The organism is Natronorubrum bangense (genome assembly GCF_004799645.1).
Lineage (GTDB): Archaea > Halobacteriota > Halobacteria > Halobacteriales > Natrialbaceae > Natronorubrum > Natronorubrum bangense.
Map to the genome: position 1 here is coordinate 82578 of NZ_CP031309.1, position 25481 is coordinate 108058.

At 60.7% G+C, this 25481-nt stretch carries 18 protein-coding genes and 2 rRNA genes; 8 read left to right on the forward strand and 12 right to left on the reverse strand.

Annotation, left to right across the window (positions count from 1 at the left end; genetic code table 11):
• Positions 1–980: 980 nt before the first annotated feature.
• On the reverse strand, positions 981–2186 hold the full coding sequence (locus DV706_RS21230) for an acyl-CoA dehydrogenase family protein (RefSeq protein ID WP_006068091.1): 1206 nt from the start codon (positions 2184–2186) through the stop codon (positions 981–983).
• Positions 2187–2314: 128 nt separating this feature from the next.
• Between DV706_RS21230 and DV706_RS21235 the strand changes: the two genes are divergently transcribed.
• Together DV706_RS21235 and DV706_RS21240 are read left to right on the forward strand one after the other, a co-directional pair.
• On the forward strand, positions 2315–4414 hold the full coding sequence (locus DV706_RS21235) for a hydantoinase/oxoprolinase family protein (protein ID WP_006068092.1): 2100 nt from the start codon (positions 2315–2317) through the stop codon (positions 4412–4414).
• Positions 4411–6243, forward strand: coding sequence for a hydantoinase B/oxoprolinase family protein (locus tag DV706_RS21240; protein WP_006068093.1), 1833 nt, complete (start codon positions 4411–4413; stop codon positions 6241–6243). Before DV706_RS21235 ends, DV706_RS21240 begins: the two co-directional genes overlap by 4 nt.
• Before the next feature lie 59 nt (positions 6244–6302).
• On the opposite strand, the gene DV706_RS21245 is transcribed toward DV706_RS21240, so the two are convergent.
• On the reverse strand, positions 6303–7736 hold the full coding sequence (locus tag DV706_RS21245) for an amidase (RefSeq protein WP_006068094.1): 1434 nt from the start codon (positions 7734–7736) through the stop codon (positions 6303–6305).
• A gap of 174 nt (positions 7737–7910) precedes the next feature.
• Between DV706_RS21245 and DV706_RS21250 the strand changes: the two genes are divergently transcribed.
• The 3 genes from DV706_RS21250 to DV706_RS21260 all read left to right on the forward strand — a co-directional run bounded on the left by DV706_RS21250 (position 7911) and on the right by DV706_RS21260 (position 12514).
• Positions 7911–9935, forward strand: a complete 2025-nt coding sequence (locus tag DV706_RS21250) for a hydantoinase/oxoprolinase family protein (RefSeq protein WP_006068095.1) — start codon at positions 7911–7913, stop codon at positions 9933–9935.
• 2 nt (positions 9936–9937) lie between these two features.
• Positions 9938–11911 (forward strand): hydantoinase B/oxoprolinase family protein, encoded by a 1974-nt coding sequence (locus DV706_RS21255; RefSeq protein ID WP_006068096.1) that lies wholly within the window; start codon positions 9938–9940, stop codon positions 11909–11911.
• Positions 11912–12055: 144 nt separating this feature from the next.
• Positions 12056–12514: a GNAT family N-acetyltransferase gene (locus DV706_RS21260; RefSeq protein WP_006068097.1), complete on the forward strand. Its 459-nt coding sequence runs from the start codon at positions 12056–12058 to the stop codon at positions 12512–12514.
• 21 nt (positions 12515–12535) lie between these two features.
• On the opposite strand, the gene DV706_RS21265 is transcribed toward DV706_RS21260, so the two are convergent.
• Both DV706_RS21265 and DV706_RS21270 read right to left on the reverse strand, forming a co-directional pair.
• Complete coding sequence (locus DV706_RS21265; protein ID WP_006068098.1) at positions 12536–13051, reverse strand: Lrp/AsnC family transcriptional regulator; 516 nt, start codon at positions 13049–13051, stop codon at positions 12536–12538.
• Positions 13052–13154: 103 nt separating this feature from the next.
• Complete coding sequence (locus tag DV706_RS21270) at positions 13155–14501, reverse strand: aminotransferase family protein (RefSeq protein WP_006068099.1); 1347 nt, start codon at positions 14499–14501, stop codon at positions 13155–13157.
• A gap of 177 nt (positions 14502–14678) precedes the next feature.
• On the opposite strand from DV706_RS21270, the gene DV706_RS21275 reads away from it, so the two are divergent.
• Positions 14679–16160, forward strand: a complete 1482-nt coding sequence (locus DV706_RS21275; RefSeq protein WP_006068100.1) for a CoA-acylating methylmalonate-semialdehyde dehydrogenase — start codon at positions 14679–14681, stop codon at positions 16158–16160.
• Between the two features lie 91 nt (positions 16161–16251).
• Here the strand turns inward: DV706_RS21275 and DV706_RS21280 are convergent, their stop codons facing one another.
• From DV706_RS21280 to DV706_RS21290, 3 genes are all read right to left on the reverse strand, one after another.
• Positions 16252–17289 (reverse strand): LLM class flavin-dependent oxidoreductase, encoded by a 1038-nt coding sequence (locus DV706_RS21280; protein WP_006068101.1) that lies wholly within the window; start codon positions 17287–17289, stop codon positions 16252–16254.
• Positions 17286–18524: a Zn-dependent hydrolase gene (locus tag DV706_RS21285; protein WP_049890016.1), complete on the reverse strand. Its 1239-nt coding sequence runs from the start codon at positions 18522–18524 to the stop codon at positions 17286–17288. The genes DV706_RS21280 and DV706_RS21285 overlap by 4 nt, the downstream gene beginning before the upstream one ends.
• A gap of 79 nt (positions 18525–18603) precedes the next feature.
• Positions 18604–19371, reverse strand: a complete 768-nt coding sequence (locus DV706_RS21290; protein ID WP_006068103.1) for an IclR family transcriptional regulator — start codon at positions 19369–19371, stop codon at positions 18604–18606.
• Positions 19372–19608: 237 nt separating this feature from the next.
• On the opposite strand from DV706_RS21290, the gene DV706_RS21295 reads away from it, so the two are divergent.
• Entirely contained in the window at positions 19609–20238 is a 630-nt protein-coding gene (locus tag DV706_RS21295; protein WP_049890029.1) for an isochorismatase family protein, read from the forward strand.
• Positions 20239–20246: 8 nt separating this feature from the next.
• Here the strand turns inward: DV706_RS21295 and DV706_RS21300 are convergent, their stop codons facing one another.
• Positions 20247–20999: an SDR family NAD(P)-dependent oxidoreductase gene (locus tag DV706_RS21300; RefSeq protein WP_006068105.1), complete on the reverse strand. Its 753-nt coding sequence runs from the start codon at positions 20997–20999 to the stop codon at positions 20247–20249.
• Between the two features lie 137 nt (positions 21000–21136).
• Here DV706_RS21300 and DV706_RS21305 point away from each other — a divergent pair, with 137 nt between their 5' ends.
• Complete coding sequence (locus DV706_RS21305; protein ID WP_006068106.1) at positions 21137–22552, forward strand: dihydroorotase; 1416 nt, start codon at positions 21137–21139, stop codon at positions 22550–22552.
• 142 nt (positions 22553–22694) lie between these two features.
• On the opposite strand, the gene DV706_RS21310 is transcribed toward DV706_RS21305, so the two are convergent.
• The 4 genes from DV706_RS21310 to rrf (DV706_RS21325) all read right to left on the reverse strand — a co-directional run bounded on the left by DV706_RS21310 (position 22695) and on the right by rrf (DV706_RS21325) (position 25470).
• A complete protein-coding gene (locus tag DV706_RS21310; RefSeq protein ID WP_006068107.1) occupies positions 22695–24470 on the reverse strand; it encodes a nitrite/sulfite reductase in 1776 nt (591 codons plus the stop codon).
• Between the two features lie 134 nt (positions 24471–24604).
• On the reverse strand, positions 24605–24919 hold the full coding sequence (locus DV706_RS21315; protein ID WP_006068108.1) for a hypothetical protein: 315 nt from the start codon (positions 24917–24919) through the stop codon (positions 24605–24607).
• Positions 24920–25152: 233 nt separating this feature from the next.
• A 5S ribosomal RNA gene (gene rrf / locus DV706_RS21320) occupies positions 25153–25274 on the reverse strand.
• Between the two features lie 74 nt (positions 25275–25348).
• Positions 25349–25470: ribosomal RNA gene (rrf, locus tag DV706_RS21325) — 5S ribosomal RNA — on the reverse strand.
• Positions 25471–25481: the final 11 nt, after the last annotated feature.

Consider the following 25481-nt stretch of genomic DNA (forward strand, 5'->3'; position numbering starts at 1 on the left):
GTGAGCGACTGCCTTTGAGACGACCTGTCGGGACAGAATTCAGTCGGAGACAGCTGCTGTGTGTCCGCTACTGCCGAATTATATATATGGGACGAGCCAGACAGATATTTTCAGTTGAGTGATGCAAGAATAGACCGTTCACACGGTGAAAGGATTACACCCGTATGGTTGTAATAGTGTAGCAATTATCGTAGATGGCCGACCGAACAAGAGTATGGCAATCGTGACCAACACACATTATTTACAATAATACGGATGTAATCGTATCTGTGGAGCGCGTCTCGGCGAGGAGTTGGTGCTACCACCATAGCTGCCGATCGACGGAGAAGAGGCCACAGTCGTGCGGCTTTGAGAGAGCCGCAGCAAATCAGATGCGTTCAGCGATACCGAACGTTATATAAAGAGAGTCTACACACATAGTTACGTTTTCCAGACCGTCCGGATTTCAGTACAAATGTGACGATATCCCACTAATTCGCCAACAGTCAGATTTTTATCGAGCTCATGCACCCGTAACAACACAAATTAGTATATATCTCGCCGATCCCAATACAAGTGTGCATTCTTCACTTGAGTTTGTAATCACATACTACGGATAGGTGACAGAAATAGCACAACTCCAACTCGAACACGCGCTTTTGTTGATAGTATATCTATCACTGAAAAATGTATTAGTCCGGCGATAGCGGTCTTTATATACGGATTCAGAACGAATCAGCGGCAAACGAGATGGTCGAATACAGTAGCCACTGCAAGTCAATGCACACCTGATCGCACGACGGCTATGCGATCGGTGTGTGAATAGTTGCAGTTGTTACGATAGCAGTGAACACGACAACAGTGGCGGGTACATCCAATCGGGTAGTTGAACCCCCGGCGCTAATACGGTCTGTTGTAACGATGTACCGCCGATCACCGATCCCGTCTCTGGTGATCGGCGGCAATTGACTACAACAGTCCGTATGAAAGAGAGGACAGTATCAGTACGAGCGCGGCAGTCCCAACACGTTCTCTCCGATATAGTTGAGCACGAGTTCCTGTGTGATCGGAACGAGTCGGGTGAGCCGTGCCTCCCTGAAGTACCGTTCGACGTCGTACTCTCGAGCGACACCAAAGCCGCCGTGGGCCTGAACAGCAGCATCGGCGGCCGTGAAGGCGGCCTCGGCAGCGAGATACTTCGCCATGTTCGCCTGTGACCCAACTGCTGCCCCCGACTCACCCTCGACGGCGGTCGCAGCGTTGTACGTCAGTTGCTTTGCAGCCTGAATCTCTGCATAGGCCTTCGCTAGCGGATGTTGTATCGCCTGATTCTGGCCGATCGGCCGGTCGAACACCACGCGCTCGTTTGCGTAATCAACTCCTTTCTGAATCGCCAGTTCGCCGAGGCCGAGACACTCTGCGGCGATCACCAGCCGCTCTTCGTTGAGCCCATCTAGCAGATGATAGAAGCCGTTCCCACGCTCGCCGATGAGATTGTCGACGGGGACATGTAGTTCGTCGAACCAGAGCTCGTAGGCGTGGACGGCATTGCTCGCCGTCTTTGGGATCGATTTCATCTCGAGCGTTGCAGCCTCGAGTGCGTCTTGCACGTCGACGAGGAACATCGAGATCCCTCGTGTTCGTTTCTCGACCTCGGATTTCGGCGTCGTTCGAGCGACGACGAGCAGGTAGTCGCTCGCATCGACGCGTGACGTCCAGATTTTCTGCCCGTTGATGACGTACTCGTCGTCGTGTTTTTCAGCGACCGTTTCGATCGACGTCGAGTCCGAACCAGCGTTCGGTTCGGTGAGACCGAGCGACTGAATCGCGACGTCGCCAGCGGCGACGTCCGGCAGCAGCTGTTCTTTCAGTTCGTCGCTGCCGTGGCGAACGATCGGCACGGAGTTGTAGATACCGCCGTGGATCGCCTGTGCCGCCGCAAAGCCGCCGCCGCTTGCTGCAATCTCTTCCATCATGACGACGACTTCGGCGGTCCCCATGCCCGCTCCACCGTACTCCTCGGGAATGAGCACACCGAGCCAGCCGTGTTCGCCAAGCGTTGTGACGAACTCGTCAGGGTAGTCGCCAGCGCGGTCTTTCTCCCGCCAGTACTCGTCGTCGAACTCGCTACAGATGTCACGGATGCTCTCTCTGACGAGCTGTTGCTGTGCTGATAGCTCTACGGTATCCGTCGCTACTGTGACCATCACTGTCTCTTCTGAGTTTGGCCAGATAAAGCTACGCCCTCTCAACAATCTTGCAGTTACCTGCCGACGGACCAGTCACAAACCGAGGGAAACGGTTAACTCCTCCAGCAGAGAGAAACTGTTTGTGTATGGTTAGCAAGAGCACAGGCAGCAGTAGTGAGACCCGTGTCGGCGTCGACGTCGGTGGCACGAACACCGACGTTATTCTCGTCACCGAGGACGACGAGTTTACGTTCAAAACACCTTCAACGACGGATCCATCGCAGTCGACGCTCACGGGGATCGTCGAAGTCTGTCAACTCGCCGGAATCGAGCCGGCCGACGTTGATCAGATCCTTCATGGCACGACCGTAGCGACGAACGCCCTTATCGAGCACGAAGGGGCAAAAACAGGCCTACTCACGACTGACGGGTTTCGAGACGTGTTACATATCGGCCGGCATCGGAAACCCCACAGTTTCTCTCTCCAGCAGACGATCTCCTGGCAGGAACAGCCAATCGTCAAACGACGACACCGCAAAGAGATCACCGAGCGGGTCTACCCACCTGGGGACGTTGTCATCCCGTTGGATGAAGACGCCGTACTGAAAGAAACCGGCGACCTCGTCGCTGATGGCGTCGAATCGATCGCCGTCTGTTATCTCCACTCCTATCTCAATCGTGAGCACGAAGACCGAACGAAAGAACTCATTCACGAGCAGTTCCCCGACGTTAGCGTCTCGACCTCGAGCGAGGTCGTCGCCCAGTTTCGGGAGTTCGAGCGGTTCACGACGACAGCGATCAACGCCCGCCTCGAGCCCGTGATGTCGACGTATCTGACGCGGCTCAGCGATGGTCTCGCCGACGAGGGCTTCGACGCCGAAGTGCTCATCATGCAGTCCAACGGCGGAATGGCGAGCGTGCAAAACGTCGCCGAACGGCCGGTCACGACGCTCGTTTCCGGGCCAGCCGCGGGCGTGCTTTCGGCGGCGTTCGAGGGCGAACACGTCGACGAGCCGAACCTCGTCATGCTGGACATGGGTGGCACCAGTGCGGATATCTCTGTCGTCCCCGGGCGCGTCCTCGAGCGCGATCCTCGAGACAGCACTGTCGGCGGCTACCCAACGATCACGCCCATGCTCGACATCGAAACCATCGGCGCGGGCGGCGGCTCGATCGCCTGGTTCGACGACGCGATGGGCTTTAACGTCGGCCCGAAAAGCGCCGGGGCGAACCCGGGCCCGGCCTGTTACGCCCGTGGCAACGACCAGCCGACGACGACCGACGCACAGGTCGTCCTCGGCCGGATCGATCCCGACAGCTTCCTCGGCGGCAACCTCGACCTCGAGCCCGAGCGCTCTCGGGACGCCCTGCAGACACAGCTGTGTGATCGAACCGACCAGGCCCAGTTCGAGACGCCCGAACAGGCCGCACTCGCCACGCTCGAGGTCGCAAACACGAACATGTACCGGGCGATTCGCGAACAGACCGTCCAACGGGGCTACGACCCACGCGAGTACACGATGGTCGCCTTCGGCGGTGCCGGGCCGATGCACGGCGCGAGCATCGCCGAGAAACTCGAGGTCTCGACGGTGCTGGTGCCACCGTCACCGGGAATCGCCTCCGCTCGCGGACTCCTGACGGGGAACGTGAAATACGACTACCAGCAGACGGTCAGCAGCCCACTCGAGGAGGTCGATGGCGAGTTTATCGAGGCGGCGTTCGAGCGCCTCGAAGCCCGTGGACGCGAGCAACTCGAGCGCGACGAGATCGATTCCGCACGATGGGAGTTCAGATCGTCGGTCGACTGTCTGTACGACGGGCAGGGCTACGAACTGAACATCGATTTCGACGGAACTGACGGCGACTGGCACGCCAGACTCCGCGAGCGCTTCGAGAAGCGACACGAAGCCGAGTACGGCCACTACTTCGAGGCGGACCCGGTCGAACTGCTCAACGTCCGTGTGACCGCGATCGGCAACGTTGAGTCGTACACCCCACCCGAGATCGCAGCCGATGGCGCGCTCGAGGCAGCCAAAACGACGGAGTCGACGATCGTCTTCGGCACCCCGGACACCCCCAAGGAGCTGACCGTCCCACGATACGAGCGCGAGAAACTGGCAGCCGGCACCGAGATCGACGGGCCAGCGATCGTCGACGAGTTCGACAGCACGGTCGTCGTCAACCCCGACTGGACGGCGACGGTCGAAGCGAACGGCTCGATCATACTGACAACGGAGAAACGATGACCACACATCCAGACCACACGGACCAGACGGCACCGGACGACGAACACGACGACACGACGGCGGCGGACGTTCTCCGCGAACGTGATATCGATCCGGTGACGATGCAGGTCATCGGTGGCGAACTCGATACGATCGCCCAAGAGATGGGGTACAAACTCATCCGCTCGTCGTACTCCTCGATTATTCGCGAAAGCGAGGATATGGGGGCAGGGATCTTCACGACCGACTGTCGCGAACTCTGTGAGAGCGACTCGACGCCGATGCACGTCGGCTCGCTGATCGGCTACCTCGACGGCATGTACAAGACGTTCGAGGAACGCGGCGTCGACCGCGAGGAGATCATCAACGAGGGCGACGTCTTCATCCACAACCACCCCCACTACGGTGCGAGCCACTCGCCGGACATCGCCGTCGCCGTCCCCATCTTCTACGAGGGCGAGCACATCGCCTGGGCGGCGAACACAGCCCACCACCTCGACATCGGCTCGGCAACGCCCGGCCTCGCCATCGACCTCGAGGACATGTACGCGGAAGGAAGCCTGTTCCGGGCGACGAAAGTATACGATCAGGGCGAGCGAGTCGACGGCATCTGGGACTTCATCGAGGACAACGTCCGGACGCCGCGGGAGGTCATCGGCGACCTGCAGGCGCAAATTTCCTCGTGTCACGTCGGTGAGAACCGGTATCTCGACCTCGTCGAAAAGTACGGCTTAGAGGAGATCCAGCAGACCGGCGAGGCGTTGATGGAGTACGCCGAAGCGCTCCTGCGAAACGAGATCCGGACGATTCCCGACGGCACGTACTACGCCGAGGATTATCTCGACGACGACGGGCGAAACCGGGGGCAGCGACTGAAGATCGCCGCGGAGGTGACCGTCGACGGCAGCGACATTACCGTCGACATGAGCGAGTCCGCCGACCAGACGCCGACGGGGTACAACATTCCGTTCCACGGCTCGACCGACGTCTGTATCTACTTCACAATCCGGTCGCTGCTGATGGACACTTTCGTTCGCGATGAGTATCTGCCACAGAACTCGGGAACGTTCGCACCCGTCCATCCGAAGGCCCGACCGGGCTGTATGTTCAACCCGACGCCGCCGACGTCGGCGTTCGCCCGTATCAATCAGGTCGACAAAATGAGCGACCTCATCATCAAAGCGCTTGCCGAAGCGATCCCCGAGAAGGTCTGTGCGGGCACCTGCGGACAGGTGTACTTCGTGAGCTACGGCGGGACGAACGACGACGGCGAGTACTGGGTCTACCTCGAGGTCAACGAAGGCTCCTACGGTGGTCGGCCCGAAGCCGACGGCCTCGACGCGGTCGACGCGCTCGTCCACAACACGAAGAATCGGCCCGTCGAGGACATCGAACTCTCCCATCCGATGCGGGTCGAACGCTACGGGCTCCGCGAGGACGGCCACGGTGCCGGGCGGACTCGAGGCGGCCACGGGATCGTCCGCGAGTCGCAGTTCCTCACGGACGCCGTAATGACGATGGAAGGCGACGGCAACACGTACCGCCCACACGGTCTCTTCGGCGGCGGAGAGGGGACTCACGGCGACCTGAAACATATCAAAGCCGACGGCGAGGTGCTGGATCTCCATTCGAAAGAGTCCGGCTACAAGTTCGAGGCCAACGACCGCGTGCTCATCAAGACAGCGAGCGGCGGCGGCTACGGCGATCCGTACGAGCGGCCGGCCGACACGGTCTACGAGGATTACCTCGATGGACTGGTTTCGGAGACCGACGCTCGCGAGGAGTACGGCGTCGTCATCGAAGACGGCACGCTCGATACAGCAGCGACGGACGAACTGCGGAACGAGTAGTCGGCAACTGTTTTTTGTGGTCGGAGTGGAGCGCTCGAGCGACGGAGCGACGAACCACCTCAGTCAGCAACCCGCTCGAGGGCATGTGCCACGCGAAGTGCCAGTCCGTCCTCGAACTGCGGGGCGACTGCCTGTGCACTCACCGGCAGCCCGTCGAGCGACGTCACGGGCACGGTGACAGCTGGCGTGCCGGCGATGTTGAACGGGGCCGTGTTGCCGAGGACCGGAATGAGGTCCGCACGCGTCGTGACCGTCTCGACGGCCGGCGGCCGAACGCGAAGCGTCGGCATAACGAGCGCGTCGACGGCGTCGAACGCCGCCTTGAGTCGGGTCATAAACTCGATGCCCTCGGCTCGAGCAGCGGCGTACGTTGCCCCACCGCTGGTCATATCGAGGAAGGCGGGCGGCAGAATGCGTCTCGCGACGTGCTCGCCGAGGCCGTCCTCGCGGGCAGCCGCGAACGCCTGCCGCAGTTCTTCGTCGTAGCCCGTTCCTTGCCCTCTGGTGACGCCGTTACCGGAGACGAGCCACGAGAACTCCGCCGCGCCGATGTTCAGGTAGGCCGCTTCGGTGTCGCCGAGATCCAGTTCGACGGGGACGGTCTCGATACCGAGCGTCGAGAGCCGGTCGGTGACCGTCCGAACGGCGTCGGCGACCTCGTCCGAGGATCGCTCGAACGGCGTCTCCGGGATGCCGACGGTCAGCCCGTCGGCGTCGTCTAAATCGTCGAGTGTCTCGAACTCGAGCGAACGATCAGCCGATGTTGGATCGCGGGGGTCCGGACCGGCCATGGCCGCAATCGCACGCGTCGCTGTCGGGACGTCGCGGGCCAATGGGCCGATCGTATCTAACGAGGGCGCGAAGTCGACGAACCCGTTCCGCGGGACGAGTCGATGTGATGGCTTGACGCCGACGATGCCACAGCAGGCCGCCGGAATGCGGACGCTGCCGCCCGTGTCGGTTCCGAGTGCGACGTCGACGGTGCCGGCTGCGACGGCCGCAGCGCTGCCACTCGAGGAGCCGCCGGCGACGATGTCGGGATCGACCGGGTTCGTGACGTGGCCGAAGTCGCTGAACTCCCCAGTTGGCCCCATCGCGAACGGCTCCATGTTGGCCTTGCCGACGAGTCCGATGCCCGCCTCGAGGAGCCGATCGACCGACGGGGCCGTCTCCGAGGGAACGACGGAGTACGCCCTCGAGCCACAGGTCATCTCGAGGTCGGCGACGGCGATGTTGTCTTTGACCGCGAGCGTCGTCCCCGCAAGTGGCCCCGAATCGGTACGCACGCGCGGTTCGTCGAAGACGGCGAGCAGGGCGTTTTCGTCGTCGTCAGCGCGGTGGCCCACACCCTCGGCCGATGGTGTCGCCGTCTCCGTCGCTTCCGAGTCACCAGCCGTCGCCGTCTCGAGGATCTCCTCGAGCAGCGATTCGGAGAGATTGAAACCGAGCCGTTCGGCCTGGGTCCGCATCTCGGCGAGGTCGGCGTCGGTCATCGGCGGTCGCCTCGGTCGTGTCGTCGGGTTCGGCGCTGTCGAGACTGGGTGCTATCGCTGACGCGTCGTATCATGCGTTCGAATGACAGCCAATGTGCTTAGTCGTATCGACAGCAGTTCCGGCGACTAAAACGTTATATACTCCATCCGTGTTCTACAGCGTGAGATGGTACCATGACTCGAGCGGGTATCGATATCGGTGGGACGTTTACCGACCTGATCATCTTCGATGAAGAGACTGGACGTATCGAAATTACGAAAACACCGTCCACGCCGGACAACTCCGCGGAGGGGGTGATCAACGGGCTGACGAAAGCAGAGACGGCGATCAGCGATCTGGACTTCTTCTCGCACGGGTCGACGGTCGGGACCAACGCCCTGATCGAACGCGACCTGCCGCGAACGGGGCTGCTCACGACCGCGGGCTTTCGCGACGTCCACGAGATTCGGGATGCGACCAAAGAAGACGTCTGGGACGCCTACACCGACGTCGCAGACCCCTACGTGACACGGCGTGATCGCCTCGAGGTAACCGAACGAATCGATTACAACGGAGAGGTCGTCACGCCGCTGAACGAAGACGACGTTCGGGAAGTCGTGGAGGTGTTCAAAAAGCGGGGCATCGACACGATCGCGATCTCGCTGATCAACGCCTACGTCAACGGCGACCACGAACGGCGCGTCCAAGAGATCGTCGAGGACGAACACCCCGACGCGTTCGTCTGTTGCTCACACGAGATCCTCCCCGAGATGTTCGAACACGAGCGGACGAGCACGACGATCGTCAACGCAGCGCTGGTGCCGGTTGTCAAGGAGTATCTGACCGATCTCGCAGACCAACTCGAGTCCCGGGGCTACGAAAACGACGTCCTCGCGATGCACTCCGGCGGGGGAATGATGACCACCGAAGCGATCGCCTACTACGCGGCCCGGATCGCAAACTCCGGCCCGACGGCAGGGGCGATCGCCGGTCAGTACATCGCCGAACAGTGCGGGTTCGACAACGCGATCGGCTTCGACATGGGCGGCACCAGCGTCGACGTCTCGCTCACCTACGGCGGCGACATCGAAATGACCGACGAGTGGGCCGTCGAGTACGGCTATCCGATTATGTTCCCCTCGACGGACATCAAGACGATTGGCGCCGGCGGCGGCTCGGTTGCCTGGATCGACGAGGGTGGCTCGCTCCGTGTCGGACCGCGCAGTCAGGGGGCAGACCCCGGTCCTGCCTGCTACATGCGTGGTGGAGACAAGCCGACGATCACCGACGCGAACGTGTTGCTAGGCTGGGTCGATCCCGACAAGTTCCTCGGCGGCGATATGGACGCGACCGCCGGTCCGTCTCGAGAGGTAATCGAACGCGACATCGCCGAGCCACTCGGTCTCGACACGACCGAAGCGGCCTCCGCGATCGAGCAGATCGCCATCGCGAACATGTGCAACGCCGTCAGGCTCGTCTCGACGAGCAAGGGGTACGACCCCCGTGACTTCGCGATCGTCGCCTTCGGCGGCGCCGGGCCGATGCACGCGGCCCACGTCGCCCGCGAGATGAGTATTCCGAACGTCATCGTCCCGCCGTACCCCGGGATCAACTCCGCGCTGGGCTGTCTGCTCGTCGACGTCGAACACGACCTCTCGAAGACGTTCGTCGCGAACGCGACCGAGGCGATCGCCGACGACTTAGAGGCGACGCTCGCCGAGGTCGAGTCGGAGATCCTCGAGCGACTGCGTGCCGAGGAGATCGAAGACGACCAGATCCGCCTCGAGCACGAGATAAAGATGCGCTATGCTGGCCAGTGGCGGTCGCTGGCCGTGCCCTGTTCGCTGCCGATCGAGAGCGTCGACGAGATCCGCGAACGGTTCCACGAAGAACACGAGCGCGTCTACGCCTACTCGGATCGCGATGCGACCGTTGAAATCTACGGGATTCGCGTGACTGGGCGGGGCGTCGTCGAAAAACCGTCGTTCCCAGAGATCGAGTCGGGTAGCGTTGAAGACGCCCACCTCGGCACTCGAGAGGTCTACTTCGAGGATGCGGGTGGGTTCGTCGAGACGGATCTCTACCAGCGCGAGCAACTGGGCGCAGGGGCGACGTTCAGCGGCCCCGCGATCGTCGAACAGATGGACTCCACCGTGGTCGTTCCCCCCGAGGCCAGCGTGGAAGTCGAACAGACGGGGAACCTGATCATCGAAATCTAACCATGTCACAGACTGATGCACACAGCGATATCGACCTCGATCCGGTCACGTTCGAGGTCCTGCGGAGTTCGTTTACGAACCTCGTCGACCGGATGGCCGAACAGATTCAGCGAACGTGTTACTCGTTCGTGATCTACAACCGCGACTTCAGCAACTGCCTGAACGACGCGGAGGGGAACACGGTAATGCAGGGCTCACAGGACATCGCCGTCCACGTCGGCACGCTTCATTACACCTGCAAGGAGACGCTCGAGTACTTCGAGGGCAACATCAATCCCGGAGACGTCTACATCGTCAACGACCCGTATCTGGGGGCAACACACATCAACGACGTCCGGATCATGCGGCCGGTGTTCTACGACGACGAACTGATCGCCGTCACGCAATCGAACGGCCACTGGGCCGACGTCGGCGGGCCGTCGCCGGGCTCGTTCAACATCGAGGCGAACAGCCACTTCGCCGAGGGCCTCCGGATTCCACCGCTGAAAATCTGGGACCGCGGCGAGTTCCAGGACGACGTCGCCAACCTGTTAGTGACGAACATGCGCCTCTCGGAAGACCGCATGGGCGACCTGCGCGCCCAGACCGAAGCGACCAGAATCGCCGAAGAGCGCCTGCTCGAACTCGTCGACAAGTACGGCATCGACACCGTGAAAACGGCGTTCGACGAGTCGAAAGACTACGTCGAACGGATCATGCGCGAACGGATCCGGGACCTGCCAGACGGCACGTGGCGAACGCAGGACTACATCGACGGCGACCCGGCGAAAGAGGAAGGGTTCGTCACGATCGACGTCGAGATGACGATCGACGACGACGAGGTCCACTACGATCTCTCAGGGTCGGACGAATACATCGGTAACTTCCTGAACTCCACGTACGGGACGTCGTTTTCCGCGGTGATCGCCGGGACGAAGATGTTCTTCCCGGACGTGCCGCTCAACTCGGGGATGTACCGAGTCGTCGACGCGACGCTTCCCGAAGGCACCGTCGTCAACGCTCCCGAGCCAGTCCCCGTCACCGGGTCGGTCGCGGGGGCGTACGAGAAGGTGATGAACGCCATTTTCGAGATGTGGTCGGAGGTGCTTCCGGAACGGGCGATGGCCTGTGCGTTCAACCTCGAGTATCTGCTCTCGGGGGGGACGGATCGTCGCCCAGACCGGGACGGCGAGGAGTTCATGTGGTACGACTGGATGGCCGGCGGCTGGGGCGGCCGCGACGGGTTAGACGGGGCGAACGCGACCGCGCCCGTCTTCGGGGCCGGACTGGCCGTCCAGTCGCTTGAGGGTCAAGAGCGGGACACGCCACTGTTGACGAGCCGGCACTCGATTGTCACGGATTCGGCCGGCCCCGGAGAGTTCCGGGGTGGCTGTGGCGTCGAGAAAGGCGGACGTTTGCTCGAGTGTGAAAACAGCGTCATCTCCTACTGTTCCGACCGGGCGTACTCGGTCACCTGGGGGTTGGACGGCGGGCTCCCGGGCGTGCCCCATGGCGTTACCCTCACGCGTGCAGACGGGGATCCCAAAGACCTCGGGACCGTGTTCTCGAACAGGCCAATCGAGACTGGCGATCAGTTCACCCGACCGTCCTCCGGCGGTGGCGGCTTTGGCGATCCGCTCGAGCGCGACCCCGACGCGGTCCGCGAGGACGTCATCGACGACTACGTCTCGATCGAACGCGCAGCGAAAGATTACGGTGTGGTGATCGACGCGATCGATCCAGATCTGTGCGAGTACGAGATCGATTACGAAGCGACGGCGGCAAAACGCGACCACATCCGCGAGCACCGCGAGGGCTGGCTCGAGGAAGACCCCGAGTCGGTCGCCGAACGGTACCGCGCAGGCGAACTCGACCAGCTGGATCTCGTCCGACAGTACGGCGTGATCCTCGAGTGGGAGACAGGCGAACTCCTCGAGCGAACGACGGCCCAGTTCCGCGAGATGCTCGAGCGGCGGGCCGTGGCCGAGTGGCGCTGAGACGGCGCCACTGTCCGTCCTGTCGATACCGCGACGAAATATTTTTTATGATAGACTGTCTCAACCACACTGCCATCGATCGCCTGCCGACGCCGACTCAGTAGCGGTCAGTCAGCCGCGGCAGAGACTCGAGGCGAGACACAGATGACCACCACCACCATCAAACAGCTATCGACCGAGGACGACCTGCACGCAGGGTTTCCGATCCTCAACGAACTGCGGACACATCTGGACGAAGACCTGTTTTTCGAACTGTACGAGCAGATGCACGAGGAAGGGTATCGACTGTTCGGCCTCTACGACGATGACGAACTCGTCGCCGTCGCTGGCGTCACCATCTCGACCAACTTCTATCTGGGCAAACACGCCTACGTCTACGACCTCGTGACGACTGAATCCCGGCGCTCGGAGGGGTTCGGCGAACAGCTCCTCTCGTTTGTCCACGACTGGGCAGCGACGGAAGGCTGTGAGGCAGTCGAACTCGAGTCAGGACTCTGGCGTGACGATGCACACCGATTCTACACCGACGCACTCGGCTACGACAAGTACTGCTACTCGTTTAAATACGAGCTCACGGGCGACGACAGCGAAGCAGGCGAGTAGTCGACGCTTCTGCGGAGACAGTCAGTTGGATCCGTCGACAACGTTCTCGGTCATTTCCTCGGACATGTTGGCGACTGTCCGCGCACTGGTCTGGAGTTCTTTCATCACAAACGTCGACGCGGTCTCGTTGACGCCATCGATCGTCACGATCTCGTCGATAAGGTCGTTCATTTGCTCGCGGTCCTGGACCCGGGAGTGGACGACAAAGTCGACGTCACCCATCGTATAGTACACCTGAAACACGCCGTCGATCTCGGTGAGCGAACGACCGATATCCTCGGCGTACCCACTCTCGTGGGCCACCGACACCTCTGTAATAACCACCATATTGAGTCCGAGCGCAAGCGGGTCGATATCCGCCGACACCGAGGTGATGACCTCAGCGTCTTTGAGCTTGTTCAGCCGATAGTGAACCGCCGATTTCGACAGCTCGAGGTCCGCTGCTAGCTCAGCGAGATTGACATCGGCATCGCGCTCGACGCGCTCGAGAATCGCAATATCCGTTTCATCGATGGCCGGCCGGTCGTTGGGTTCCATAGCAGTCAGTTCGTCGGGGGACAGTTAAATGCGCGATTCGAGTCCGGATGCCTCGCCACGTCTGAGTCGCAACGAACACGCTCACTCGAGCGGACTGTCTCGGTCAGTCCATGGCCGCATCGGAGACCTCGAGTGCGACGTCGAGGGCTGCGACGGCCTCGTCGACATCGTCTTCGGTGATCGGCAGCGGCGGCGCGATGATGAGCGTGTTGATCATGTTGCCGACGTAGACGCCCTCCTCCCACGCGGCGGCGCTGACCTCGTCGACGACAGTCGACCCCATCGAGATCTTATCGGAACGGTGGCCGAACGGAACACGCTCGTCGGGATCTTTCGTCAACTCGACGCCGCGGAAGAGGCCGACACCGCGCGTCTCGCCGACGCTTGGATGCTTTGCCGCGAGTTCCTCGAGGCGCTCCCCGAGATACTCCCCGACACGGTTGGCGTGTGAGATCAGATCCTGGTCCTGATAGCTGGTGACTGCAGCGAGGCCAGCAGCACAGGCGACCGGGTGACCCGCGTAGGTATGGCCGTGACAGAACATCTCGTCTTCGAAGTGGGTGGCGATCTCGTCGGTGACGATCGTCGCACCGAGCGGCGCATAGGCCCCGCTGAGCCCTTTTGCCATCGACATAATGTCGGGTGTCACGTCGAAAACGTCACAGCCGAACCACTCGCCAGTGCGACCGAAGCCGCTCATCACCTCGTCGCAGATGAGCAACGCGCCGTGGTCGTGGGCGATCTCTTTGAGTCGGGGGAGATACTCCTTCGGCGGGGCGAGAATGCCGTTCGAGCCGACGACGGGTTCGACAAGCACCGCCGCGACGGTGTCGCCCTCGAGCATCAGCATCTCGTCGATGTACTCGAGACTCTCCATTGGCTCGAGCGTCGAGCCGTAGGCGTACGGGTCGGGGGCTTTGATCGAACCGGGGACGCCGGGTTCGGACATCAGCCGACGCGGGTCGCCCGTGACACTGATCGAGCCGGCGGTGGCGCCGTGATAGGAGCGGTACCGTGAGATGATCTTCTGTTTGCCCGTGTACATGCGGGCGATCTTGATCGCGGCCTCGACGGCCTCCGTCCCACTGGTCGAGAAGAACGTCCTCGAGAGGTTCCCTGGCGTTACCTCCGCGAGTTTTTCGCCGAGTTTCGCCCGCGGTTCGGTCGTAAATCCTGGGGCGAAGTATGCGCCCTCGCGGGCCTGTTCGGCCATCGCGTCAGCGACAGTATCCGCGGAGTGGCCGAGGTTCGAGCACATGAGCTGGCCCGAGAAATCGATGTACTCACTGCCGTCTGCAGTAGTGAATCGAACACCCGAGCCACCGGTTACCTCCGTCGGGGAAACCTCGCTCTGGTAGGACCAGGTCCCGAACACGTACTGTTTATCGAGCCGTTCAGTCTCGGTTGCGCCCTCTGGGAGCGCATCGTCGGATGATTGTGTATCTGACATTGATATGCTCCACGTTGTCTCTCATACTGCATTAATCTTTATCAAAACCTCACCTCAGTAGACTGTTGTTCAATGAGTGTCGCATCTATGAAACCGTTTTCAGTAGTTTTTGAATATAGCAGAACAGCGTAGAATGAATCCCGAAGAGTTATTTCACTAGTCGTGGTATCCGACCCCATGGTTGAGCTAGAATCACTCTCGGAGACGGGAGACGTACAGAACTACGTCGGCGGCACGTGGACACGTCCAGACGGCAGCGACGGACAACAGGTCATCAATCCAGCGACCGGCGAGGAACTCGCGTTCGTCCCGTTCAGCACCGAATCGGACGTCGACGACGCCGTCGCAACCGGTCTCGAGGCGTTCGAAGAGTGGTCGACGACGCCCGTCGAAGAGCGAATCCAGCCGCTGTTTGCGCTGAAAGGACTGCTCGAGGACCACCAGGACGAACTGGCCGAAATCCTCGTCGAAGAACACGGAAAGACCCTGGCGGAAGCCCGTGGGGAGCTCCGTCGCGGGATCGAGAACGTCGAAGTCGCCTGTGGCATCCCGTCGATGATGCAGAGTGGATCCCTGCTGAACGCGGCTCCCGGGATCGATGAGAGCGCCGTCCGCAAACCACTCGGCGTCTTCGCAGCCATCACCCCGTTCAACTTCCCGGGCATGATCCCGCTGTGGTTCCTGCCATACGCCGTCGCAACCGGTAACAGCTTCATTCTGAAGCCGAGCGAACGCGATCCGCTGGTGGCCCAGCGCATGTTCGAACTCATCGACGAGGCTGGCTTCCCCGACGGTGTCGTCCAGTTTGTCAACGGGAGCGTCGACACGGTAACGGCGTTGCTCGAGCACGAGGACATCGCTGGCATCTCCTTCGTCGGCAGCACCCCAGTCGCAAAACACGTCTACGAGACCGCTGCTGCACACGGCAAACGCGTTCAGGCTCAGGGAGGCGCGAAAAACCACATAATCGTCACCGAAACCGCGGACCTCGAGTTCGCTGCCGAAAAGACGATCGCGTCGGCGTGTGCCTGTGCCGGCGAACGGTGTCTCGCCAACGACGTCGTCGTCGTCGAGGAGAGCGTCTACGACGAGTTCGAGGAACTGGTACTCGAGAAAGCCGAAGCCCAGACGGTTGGCTACGGGCTCGATGAGGGCGTCGACATCGGCGCGCTCATCACGCCAGAACACGAGCAGAACGTCCGCAACTTCATCGAAACCGGCGTCAGCGAGGGTGCCGAACTCCTCCTCGATGGTCGGGACGTCACCGTTGAGGGCTACGAGGACGGCAATTTCCTCGCGCCCACCGTGTTCGGCGGCCTGACGACTGACATGGTCATCACTCGAGAAGAGATCTTCGGCCCGGTGCTCGGACTGATGGCTGTCGAGGACATGGACGAGGCACTCGAGGTGTTGAACCAGAGCAAGTTCGGCAACGCGGCGAGTCTCTTCACGGGCAGCGGCCTCGACGCCCGCAAGTTCCGCCACCGCGCCGACGTGGGGAACCTCGGCGTCAACGTGGGCACCTCTGCCCCGATGGCCTTCTTCCACTTCGGTGGCCAACGGGACTCGTTTTTCGGCGACCTCCACGCCCAAGGGGAGGACATGATCCACTTCTACACGGACAAGAACGTCTACATCGAGCGCTGGCCGGATAACTGATACCGGCTGGCCGATAGCTGTCTCGGGCGAGAATCGTGTCTTCGACGGACTAAAGCGTCGTACTCGTATTCAAAAAAGCCGACCGCTCGAGCTACTCGGCTTTGAACTCGGCGAAGACGTCGATCACTTCCTTGACGTTCGGACCGAGTGAGTACAGCGACGGTTCGGTACAGCCGGCCTCACAGTAGTCGGCGACTTTCTGGACACAATCCTCAGGTGTGCCAGCGGCGACGATGTTCGTGACGACCTCGTCGGGCACCAGTCGGCTGGCGCGCTCGATATCCTCGGCCGAAGCGGGCCAGCCACCGAGTTCCTCGCCGACCTGTTCGCCCACTTCGGGGTCGATCCCCGACGCTTTCGTGATGTGGGGCTGTTGGCCGATGTACTGAGTGACCAGCCCGCGAGCGTTGTCGATGGCGACATCTGCGTCCTCGTCCATCGAGACCGCGATAAGCTGTGGGCGGTCGACGTCGTCGATCGTCCCACCCTGTTTCTCGACCCCCTCGGTGAGCTTCTCCATCGCCCGTTCGTTGTGTGACGGCGGGATCAGGTAGTTCATGTACACACCGTCGATGGTGCCGTTACCGACCAGTTCGCCGGACATCTTGTTCATCGTTAGCCCGGTCGCACCGATGTAGATCGGCACCGTCCGTGGCTCGGCGTTGGCTCGCACCAGATCGAGTTCGATATCCTCGACCTGGATGTACTGTCCGTCGTAGGTAACAGTCTCGAGGTCGAGTAGCTTCCTGAGCACGGTACAGTACTCCCACATGTAGCGAAGCGGGTTCTGGCGGTCGATACCCACTTTGCTCGCAAGCGGATCCCACCACGCGCCGATGCCGAGCATCGCCCGGCCGCCGGACAGTTCATGAAGCGTCGAGAACGTCTGGGCCATCAGGGCGACGTTTCGCGTGTAGCAGTTGGTCACGCCCGGCCCGAACTTGACCGAGTCAGTCACCTGCGTGTACGCCCCCATGATCGTCATGGCGTCGCGAACCAGTCGCGACTCACCCTGCCAGACCGAGTCGAACCCCTTCGATTCGGCGTACTTTGCGTACTCGATCTCGTCGGCGACGTTCTCGCTCTCCCAGTTCCAGATGCCGAGTCGATCGAACGTCGGATCGCTCATTTCGCACCCCCGGCGAGGTCAACCGCAGCGTTCGCAATCGTCGACGCCGCCGCATAACAGTCGTCCCAACTCGTGTACTCCGACTCGTTGTGGCTCTTGCCGTTCTCGCTCACCGCGAACACCATTCCCGTATCGCAGATGCTGTGCATATGTGTTGCGTCGTGTCCCGCGCCGCTGAAGATTTGCATGCTATCGTACCCAAGGTCGTCCGCAGCCGTCTGGACCGCATCGACACACCCGTCGGCGAACTGGACCGCCGGGGCGCGCATTCGGTCTTCGTACTCCCACTCGAGGCCCTCCCGCTCGGCGGCCCACTCTGCCTCCTCGAGGACGCGCCGACGAGCCTCCTCGATCACGTCGTCGGAGGGATCACGGAACCCCCACGTGAACGTGACTTCCTCGGGGATGATGTTGATCGAGTTCGGCTTGGCGTCGATATACCCCGTGGTGCCGACGGTGCGCTCGCCGAGCGTGCTTGGAATACGCCGGATCTGGCTGATGACGTCGGCAGCCGCGACCAGCGCGTCCTGTCGGTAATGCATCGGCGTCGGCCCGGAGTGGTCGGCTTCGCCGTAGAACGTGATCGCACCCCACGTGAAGCCAACGATCCCCGTGACGACGCCGACGTCTTTCTCGTTTTCTTCGAGATACGGCCCCTGCTCGACGTGGAGTTCGAGATACGCCTCGTACTCCTCGGGCGGCTCGCAGGGTTCCTCGCCTTTGTAGCCGATGCGCTCGAGTTCGTCTTCGAAGACGTCGCCGTCGACGTCGGTCTTGGCGTACTCTTCCTCGAGGTCGTGTGCGCCGGCCCAGACGCCGCTGCCCTGCATTGCGGGCTGGAACCGCGACCCTTCCTCGTTGGTCCAGTTGACGATCTCGATGGGGTGGGTGGTCTCGATCTCGTTGTCGTTGAGCGTCCGGATCAACTCCAGGGCTGCGATGACGCCGAGTGCACCGTCGTAGATACCGCCGTAGGGCTGCGAGTCGAGATGGGAGCCGACTAACACCGGCTTCGCATCAGGATCGGTCCCCGCACGGCGTCCGAACATGTTTCCGAACTCGTCGACACGGACTGTCAGCCCCGCTGTAATCATCTGGTCGGCGAACCAATCACGAATCTCCTTGTCCTCGTCCGAGAGTGCGAGCCTGTGTAAGCCACCGTCATCAGTCGCGCCGATCTCGGCTTGCTCTTTCATTGTCGATACAAAGCGCTCTCGCTGTAACGAAATGGGCATACAGCTACCTCTCGGGAGTTACAGATAAGCCTTTGTGTGAAAACAACACGCACATTCATGACGAACGGAAACGTCGTCGCTACGAAAACGTAATATCGAGTTCGAGTTCGTTGACCGTACCCAACAGCATCGACGGCACTTCTTCAGTGAACCAGTCGCCCTGCATTCGATACGTCGGCCCCGAGAGGCTGATTGCACCGAGCACCGCTCCCGACTGTTCCAGTACCGGCACGCCGACGGCGGTCAACCCCTTCGTATACTCCTCCTCGTTGAATACGTAGTTCTGTTCCCGCGCAACCTCCAGTTCCGTCCGTAGCTCGTCGACGTCCGTGACTGTATACTCGGTGAACTGCTCGAGTTCAAGTTCCGCGAGCAACGCTTCCATGTACGGCACGGGAAGCGCGCTGAGAATCGCCTTTCCTGCGGCAGTCGCATGGAGAGGGACGCGTTCGCCGATATCCGAATTCGTTTTCACGCCATACTCACCCGTCTCGCGGTGAACGTAGACTCCCTTCCCGTGTTCTTCGATGATGAACTGCGCGCGTTCGCCGGTCCGTTCGGCCAGTCGGCTCACTTTGTCGTAGGTGAGTCGATACGCCTCCTTTCGCCATCTGGCGTGCTCGCCGAGTCTGAGAAACTGGAGACTGAGATAGTACTCGTTTCCCTCTTTGACGACGTACTCGTGCTGGTGCATCGTCGACAGATGGTCATGAACGGTGCTTTTTGGCATATCGAGTCGCGTCGCAACTTCGGTCACGCGTGCGCCGTTGAGTTCGTCCAGAACGTGGATGATCTCGAACAGCCGATCAACGGACTTTACTGACGAACCTGGTTCGACGCTTGCCATGTTATGTTATACAATACCACTATACCTAAATGACCGTTTCGCTGTTCAAGTCGATGATATTGGGGATTTCCTTATATAACTAGAGCAGAATTCACGGCGACCAGTACACACCGAGTTGGACGATCCACCGGTTTCGTCGGTCCCACCAACGCGAATCTTTTTGCCGCTCTCGAGCGACGTCGTGGTATCCACACGGGCGAACCGACGCGCAACTCGTCCGCGATGGACCACCCAACCATGCCAGCTGAGACACCAGACGTTTACGATCGTGCAGGACTGGACAATGAAATCGGCTACGGCGACACGCCCGCACTGATCGTCGTCGATCTGCAACAGGGGTTCACCGATCCGTCGTGTCCGATCGGCGGCGACCTCACAGCCGTCGTCGAGCGAACGAACGCGCTCCTCGAGGCTGCCCACGAGGCCGACTGCCCCGTCGTCGCGACCCGCGTCATCACCACCCATCCGGAGGCAGCCGATCTCGGGACGTGGGTAGAGAAGATCCCCACACTCGAGATACTGGCTGCAGGCTCCGAGTGGGTCGCATTCGACGACCGACTCGAGCTTCGGGCCGACGATCACCGACTGGACAAACGACAGGCGAGCGCGTTTCACGAAACCGAACTCCACTCGATGCTGTCCGCGTGGGGCGTCGATACGCTCGTCGTCGCCGGCTGTACGACCAGTGGCTGCATCCGCGCCACGGCCGTCGACGGCTGTGCTCACGGCTTTCGCGTGATAGTTCCCGAGGAGAGCGTCGGTGATCGGCTCGAGGAGCCACACGCGGCGAATCTCTTCGATATCCACGCGAAATACGGCGACGTTAAACCAGTTGACGAGGTGTGTGAGTATCTTCGCGACGCCTGAAAACCGAGCTAGTGCATCGCGTCCCCGCCGTCGGGGCTGAGCGTCTGTCCCGTATAATAGCTGCTCTCGTCGGAGGCGAGGAAGACGACCGTTGGGACGATGTCCTCGACCTCGCCGAGTCGATCCATCGGAAGCTGTGCCGCTTTCGCCTCGCGCCACTCCTCGCTGATGTCATCCAACAGCTCGGTCTGGACCGGCCCCGGTGCAACGGCGTTGACCCGGACCGTCGGCGACACCTCGCGGGCAAGCGCTCGAGTCATCGCGATCACGCCACCTTTGGCGGCCGAGTAGTGAACCAACTCCTCACCACCGACGATCCCGAGCTGTGAAGCAACGTTGATGATCGAGCCGCTGCCCGACTCGAGCATTCCCGGGAGGGCAAACCGAGTCGGAAGAAACGTCCCGCGCAAGTCCACGGCAATCGTTTCGTCCCACATCTCGACTGGCATCTCCGCAAGCGGAGACTGTGTCAGAATCCCCGCGTTGTTGACGAGGACATCGATCGTTCCAAACGCAGCTTCGAACGCGTCGACCATCGATTCGACGGCGGCCGCGTCGCTGACGTCGGCTTCGAACGTTCGTGCGTTTCCACCGTTCGCTTCGATCGTCTCAACGACATCGTTGGCGTGTGTCGGCTCCTCCTGTGGTGGATAGTTGACGCCGACGGTCGCTCCCTCCGCAGCCAGTCCCTCGGCGATACCGCGACCGATACCTTTGCTCGCACCCGTAACGAGCGCCTGTCTACCGTCTAATCGACCCATGCAAAACAGTCCCACACGAACCGTATAACTGTTTACGTCGATGGAAGATGTAGTGGTTCAGAACCGCTCGTGCGCCAATATCATATTTTTGAATTTTTCCTTTACAGTTAAGCCCCTACTCGCTCTCTGTAGTGAGTATGGCAGAGCATAGCATTAGAGTTGTTAACGCACGTGTCGTAACGCCATCCGGAACCATAACCGGCGGAATAGCTGCAAGTGACGGGAAAATTACTGCAGTCGGGTCGAACAGTTCACTTCCTGAGGCCGAACAGACGATCGACGCCGAGGGGAACTACCTCATCCCGGGAATCATCTGTCCACACAACCACATGGGCATCTCCCGATACGAGCATGACTATCACACCCAGTACGAACTCGACATGGAGACCGAGACAAAAGCCTGTCTCGCCGGCGGTGTGACGTCGTTCTTTACGTTCCTCCTTCAGGAGGAGCCGTACGTACCCGATATGGACTTCTTCGTCGACACCGGCGAACAGGAGTCCTACATCGACTTCGGATTCCACGCAATCGTTCATCAGGACCACCACGTCGACGAAATCGACGATCTCGCTGCGGAAGGGATCCGGTCGTTCAAGCTGTTTTTCAACATGTACAAGACATCGGCTCCGGAGTTGGGAATCGGTCACTCCGACGCCGGGCGCGTCTACACCGTCTTGAAAAAGACAGCCGAGATGGAGAACGCAGTCGTCATGTTCCACGCCGAAAACGACGATCTCGGGCCGGTGAAAGTCGAGGAGATCAAAGCGGAGGGCCGGGACGACCTCAGCGCATGGGCCGACGCCTCACCGGGGATCAGTCAGGCGATGCAGATCGAACAGATCGGCATGCTCACCGAACACACCGGCGCGACGACGTACGTCGTCCACAACAGCATGGAAGAAACCGTCGACGCCCTCGGCCGGTACAACGAGCGCGGCGTCAGCATCCACGGTGAAACCCTGCCGAGTTTCCTCGCCAACCACTGCGAAGACGAGGACGTCGGCCTCTGGGGGAAGATTTCGCCCCCAATCGGGTACAAAAAGGATCAGGAGGCGCTCTGGAAGGCCCTCCGAAACGGCACGTTCGATCACGTCGGCACCGACCACTGCCCGTACCAACTCGAGTTCAAAGGCCCTCGCGACGGCAGCGTCTGGGAGGCACCGCCGGGCGATCAAGGTCTGCAGACGTTCCTCCCGCTCATGCTTAGCGAAGGCGTGAACAAAAATCGGATCTCGATGGAGCGGATGGTCGAGGTTTGCTCGACGAACAACGCGAAACGGTTCGGCATCTATCCACGGAAAGGCGCACTCGTCGAAGGGGCAGACGCCGACGCCGTCATCGTCGACCTCAAAAAGGAGTTCACCGTCGATGAGGACTACCTCTACGGACTGGACAACCGCTGGTGTTCGGCGTTCGGCCGCGAACTCACCGGCGCGCCGACACACACGATCAAAGGTGGCGAACTCGTCGTCGAGGACAACGACGTACTCACCGAAGGCGGGATCGGATCGTACCTGCCACGCTACGAAGACGGCGTCCCAGTGACCGAGTGAACCAGTTCGAAGCCGACCGAAAGCCAGCTTGGAAACCTCATCTCGAGACACACCAGTACTGGTGCCAAGAGTTGAAGTCGACTCTGGGCAGAAACTACCGGCAACAGTAGCCGCCACGCGTTACGCGTGAGTCCTTTCGCGACTAGTCGTCGGACGAGATCGGCGTTCCGTCTGCCCGTGAAGGTGCCGGACTCTCATCGAGGCCGTCGTCTTCGGCGTATGGATACCACGTTCGCTTCGTATTGTGCATGTACGGATCGTCATAGGCCGTCTCCTCGGGTTCGATCAGCTCGGCGAGTTCGTCGTCGTCTCGAGCAGCAACGAACTCACGGAAGCTCTCTTCGCCATCGCGAGCCTCGGCGAAGTTCTCGATCAAGTTCGCAATCGCTCCGGGGACTTCGTCCGCCGGGATGCGTTCAGCGACCCAGGAAGCAAACTGCGGGTTCTCCCCGAGCCCACCACCAAGTCCGATATCGAGTGCTTCGACCGGCTCGCCGTCCTTGCGCGTTTTCATCCCACGGAGGGAGACGTCGGCGATCTGTGGCTGGGCACACGAGGCCGTACAGCCCGAGAGATGGATATGGAAGTTCTCGACACCCGCAGGGAGGGTGACATTCTCCGTGAGCCACCGGCCGAATCGAACCTGCCGATTTTTCGTCTCCACGATCGACAGCGAACAGAACTCGGTTCCCGTACAGGCAATCGAACCGCGCTGGAACGGATTCGGGTCGGGACTGTAGTCGTCGAGCACCGACTCCGCACGCAAGTCGTCGAGGTTCTCTGCAGGGACATCAGTGAAGATGATGTTCTGGCGCTGCGTGAGTCGCACTTCGCCCGAGCCGTACGTCTCCGCTGCGTCAGCGAGGTCGTAGGCGTCGTCGACACCAATCCGTCCAACGAGGACGTTTAAGCCGACGTAGTAGTTTCCATCGACCTGCTCGTGGACACCAACGTGGTCGTGTTTCCCGTCAGCCTCCCCTGCATTGTAGGAGTAGGACTCCCGGAGATCCTCTCCAGCCGTCTCGAGTTCGAAGTCGATGTACTCATCTTGGAGCGCCTCTCGGACCTTCTCTGGCCCCCACTCATCGACGAGGAACTTCATGCGAGCGTTGTAGCGATTTTCGCGGTCACCATAGTCGCGGAACAGCGCCGAGATACCGCCTGCAACCTCGACAGCCTGTTCTGGCGTCGCAAAGACATCGATGTTCCGAGCGAAACGCGGTTCGTTACGCGAGAGCCCGCCGCCGACGCGGATGTTGTATCCCGTTACCAACTCCCCATCAATCACCTTCTCGGCGGGCTCGAACGCCAGATCGTTGATATCACCCTGTCCACAGCCTTCGTCACACCCCGTCACCGCCACCTTCCACTTCCGTGGGAGGTTCGAATGCGCCTCATTTCGCTTGAACGTGTCATGAAGCTCAGTCGCAAGGGCATCCGCATCGACATGCTCGTGTTTGTCCTTGCCAGCAACCGGACAGCCCACGATGTTCCGCCACGAGTCACCACAGGCCTGCACCGTCGAGAGACCAACCTCCTCGAGTCGATCGAAGATCTCGGGGACATCCTCGAGTCGAATCCAATGGAGCTGAATTGCCTGTCTCGTCGTCACGTCGATCCAGCCGTTCCCGAACTCAGGATTCTCGGCCGGCCCGCGTGAGAAGTCGTCCGCGATTTCGACGAGCTGTCGGAACTGTCCCGGCTCGAGCACGCCACCCGGCGGCCCGATTCGCATCATGAAATACGATTCCTGACCCGCTCGCTGGTGATACAGGCCATACCATTTGAACCGCTCGAACCACGCGTCTTGTTCGTCGTCAGGGATCGCTTCCCAGCCCTCCTCAGCGAAGCGCTCGATCTCCGTGCGGATATCAGTCCCATAGAGTTCGTCCTTCCATTTCTCGACGTCGGTGACCATTCTATCCGACCTATGACGGTGATACCATAACCATCTCTCTCTTCCGTCAGTTCTCCCCGCATCTCACTTCTCTCGGCAGTTCTCCCCGCTATTCGTCACACCCGGAAGATTTTGCCACGGTGGCTATTGGGATGTTAGTCCCCCGGCTCGAGCACCGACTGGACCGCTTCGGGATCATAGGGCTTGAACGCCCCATCGACGATCCGACCCACGGGCAGCCGATCAATCGACGCCCGTTCACCACACTCGAGACACTGTCCCACTGTCTTTGCAAACACGATCGAGCCGTCGACACGAACATCAAGAAACCCCTCGAGAAGAACGTACGCAGGTTCGCAGTTACAAAACACCCCTCGAGAAAGTGTCCAGACGTCGCTTACGCTCACCTGGCGAGAATCGTTGACGCTGATCCACGCACCGTCGTCTAACGTTCGCAGTGCGATCGGCATACATGCCGTATGCTCGCCAGAAGCCTTCCTCCATCGCCTTGTGCAACGCTTACCGATTCGGACAGAATCCGGAAATCTATGTCACTGTTTTGATGGTGATGATGGACCGGCCGCGTACTGAGAAGATATCGTTGCTGAATATGGCTTATATGAAAATAAGACTAGCATTTGTCATAAATACAAAAACCGCAGACGGCTACAGCTGTAGCTGTCTGCGGTAAATGAAGTATGAATGAAAGCGGCGAAACGGATTTCCCAGAGGCTCGCGCACTCCAGTACTCGCCGGAACGCAGGCGGGCTTATCTTCCGTGTTCGGGATGGGTACGGGAGGAACCCCGCCGCTGTGGCCGCTGTAATGCCGACCGGCGGAATCGAACCGCCGTCAGCCCACTGTCGGTCGATACCCATCTGGGTATCACGCGATATGAATGGAGGCGGCGAAACGGATTTCCCAGAGGCTCGCGCACTCCAGTACTCGCCGGAACGCAGGCAGGCTTATCTTCCGTGTTCGGGATGGGTACGGGAGGAACCCCGCCGCTGTGGCCGCCGTAACGCCGATCAA

Excerpts from the sequence above, each read along its gene's own strand:
- DV706_RS21230 (WP_006068091.1), bottom strand. The coding sequence starts at position 2,186 with ATGGTCACAGTAGCGACGGATACCGTAGAGCTATCAGCACAGCAACAG.
- DV706_RS21235 (WP_006068092.1), top strand. The coding sequence starts at position 2,315 with ATGGTTAGCAAGAGCACAGGCAGCAGTAGTGAGACCCGTGTCGGCGTC.
- DV706_RS21240 (WP_006068093.1), top strand. The coding sequence starts at position 4,411 with ATGACCACACATCCAGACCACACGGACCAGACGGCACCGGACGACGAA.
- DV706_RS21245 (WP_006068094.1), bottom strand. The coding sequence starts at position 7,736 with ATGACCGACGCCGACCTCGCCGAGATGCGGACCCAGGCCGAACGGCTC.
- DV706_RS21250 (WP_006068095.1), top strand. The coding sequence starts at position 7,911 with ATGACTCGAGCGGGTATCGATATCGGTGGGACGTTTACCGACCTGATC.
- DV706_RS21255 (WP_006068096.1), top strand. The coding sequence starts at position 9,938 with ATGTCACAGACTGATGCACACAGCGATATCGACCTCGATCCGGTCACG.
- DV706_RS21260 (WP_006068097.1), top strand. The coding sequence starts at position 12,056 with ATGACCACCACCACCATCAAACAGCTATCGACCGAGGACGACCTGCAC.
- DV706_RS21265 (WP_006068098.1), bottom strand. The coding sequence starts at position 13,051 with ATGGAACCCAACGACCGGCCGGCCATCGATGAAACGGATATTGCGATT.
- DV706_RS21270 (WP_006068099.1), bottom strand. The coding sequence starts at position 14,501 with ATGTCAGATACACAATCATCCGACGATGCGCTCCCAGAGGGCGCAACC.
- DV706_RS21275 (WP_006068100.1), top strand. The coding sequence starts at position 14,679 with ATGGTTGAGCTAGAATCACTCTCGGAGACGGGAGACGTACAGAACTAC.
- DV706_RS21280 (WP_006068101.1), bottom strand. The coding sequence starts at position 17,289 with ATGAGCGATCCGACGTTCGATCGACTCGGCATCTGGAACTGGGAGAGC.
- DV706_RS21285 (WP_049890016.1), bottom strand. The coding sequence starts at position 18,524 with ATGCCCATTTCGTTACAGCGAGAGCGCTTTGTATCGACAATGAAAGAG.
- DV706_RS21290 (WP_006068103.1), bottom strand. The coding sequence starts at position 19,371 with ATGGCAAGCGTCGAACCAGGTTCGTCAGTAAAGTCCGTTGATCGGCTG.
- DV706_RS21295 (WP_049890029.1), top strand. The coding sequence starts at position 19,609 with ATGCCAGCTGAGACACCAGACGTTTACGATCGTGCAGGACTGGACAAT.
- DV706_RS21300 (WP_006068105.1), bottom strand. The coding sequence starts at position 20,999 with ATGGGTCGATTAGACGGTAGACAGGCGCTCGTTACGGGTGCGAGCAAA.
- DV706_RS21305 (WP_006068106.1), top strand. The coding sequence starts at position 21,137 with ATGGCAGAGCATAGCATTAGAGTTGTTAACGCACGTGTCGTAACGCCA.
- DV706_RS21310 (WP_006068107.1), bottom strand. The coding sequence starts at position 24,470 with ATGGTCACCGACGTCGAGAAATGGAAGGACGAACTCTATGGGACTGAT.
- DV706_RS21315 (WP_006068108.1), bottom strand. The coding sequence starts at position 24,919 with ATGCCGATCGCACTGCGAACGTTAGACGACGGTGCGTGGATCAGCGTC.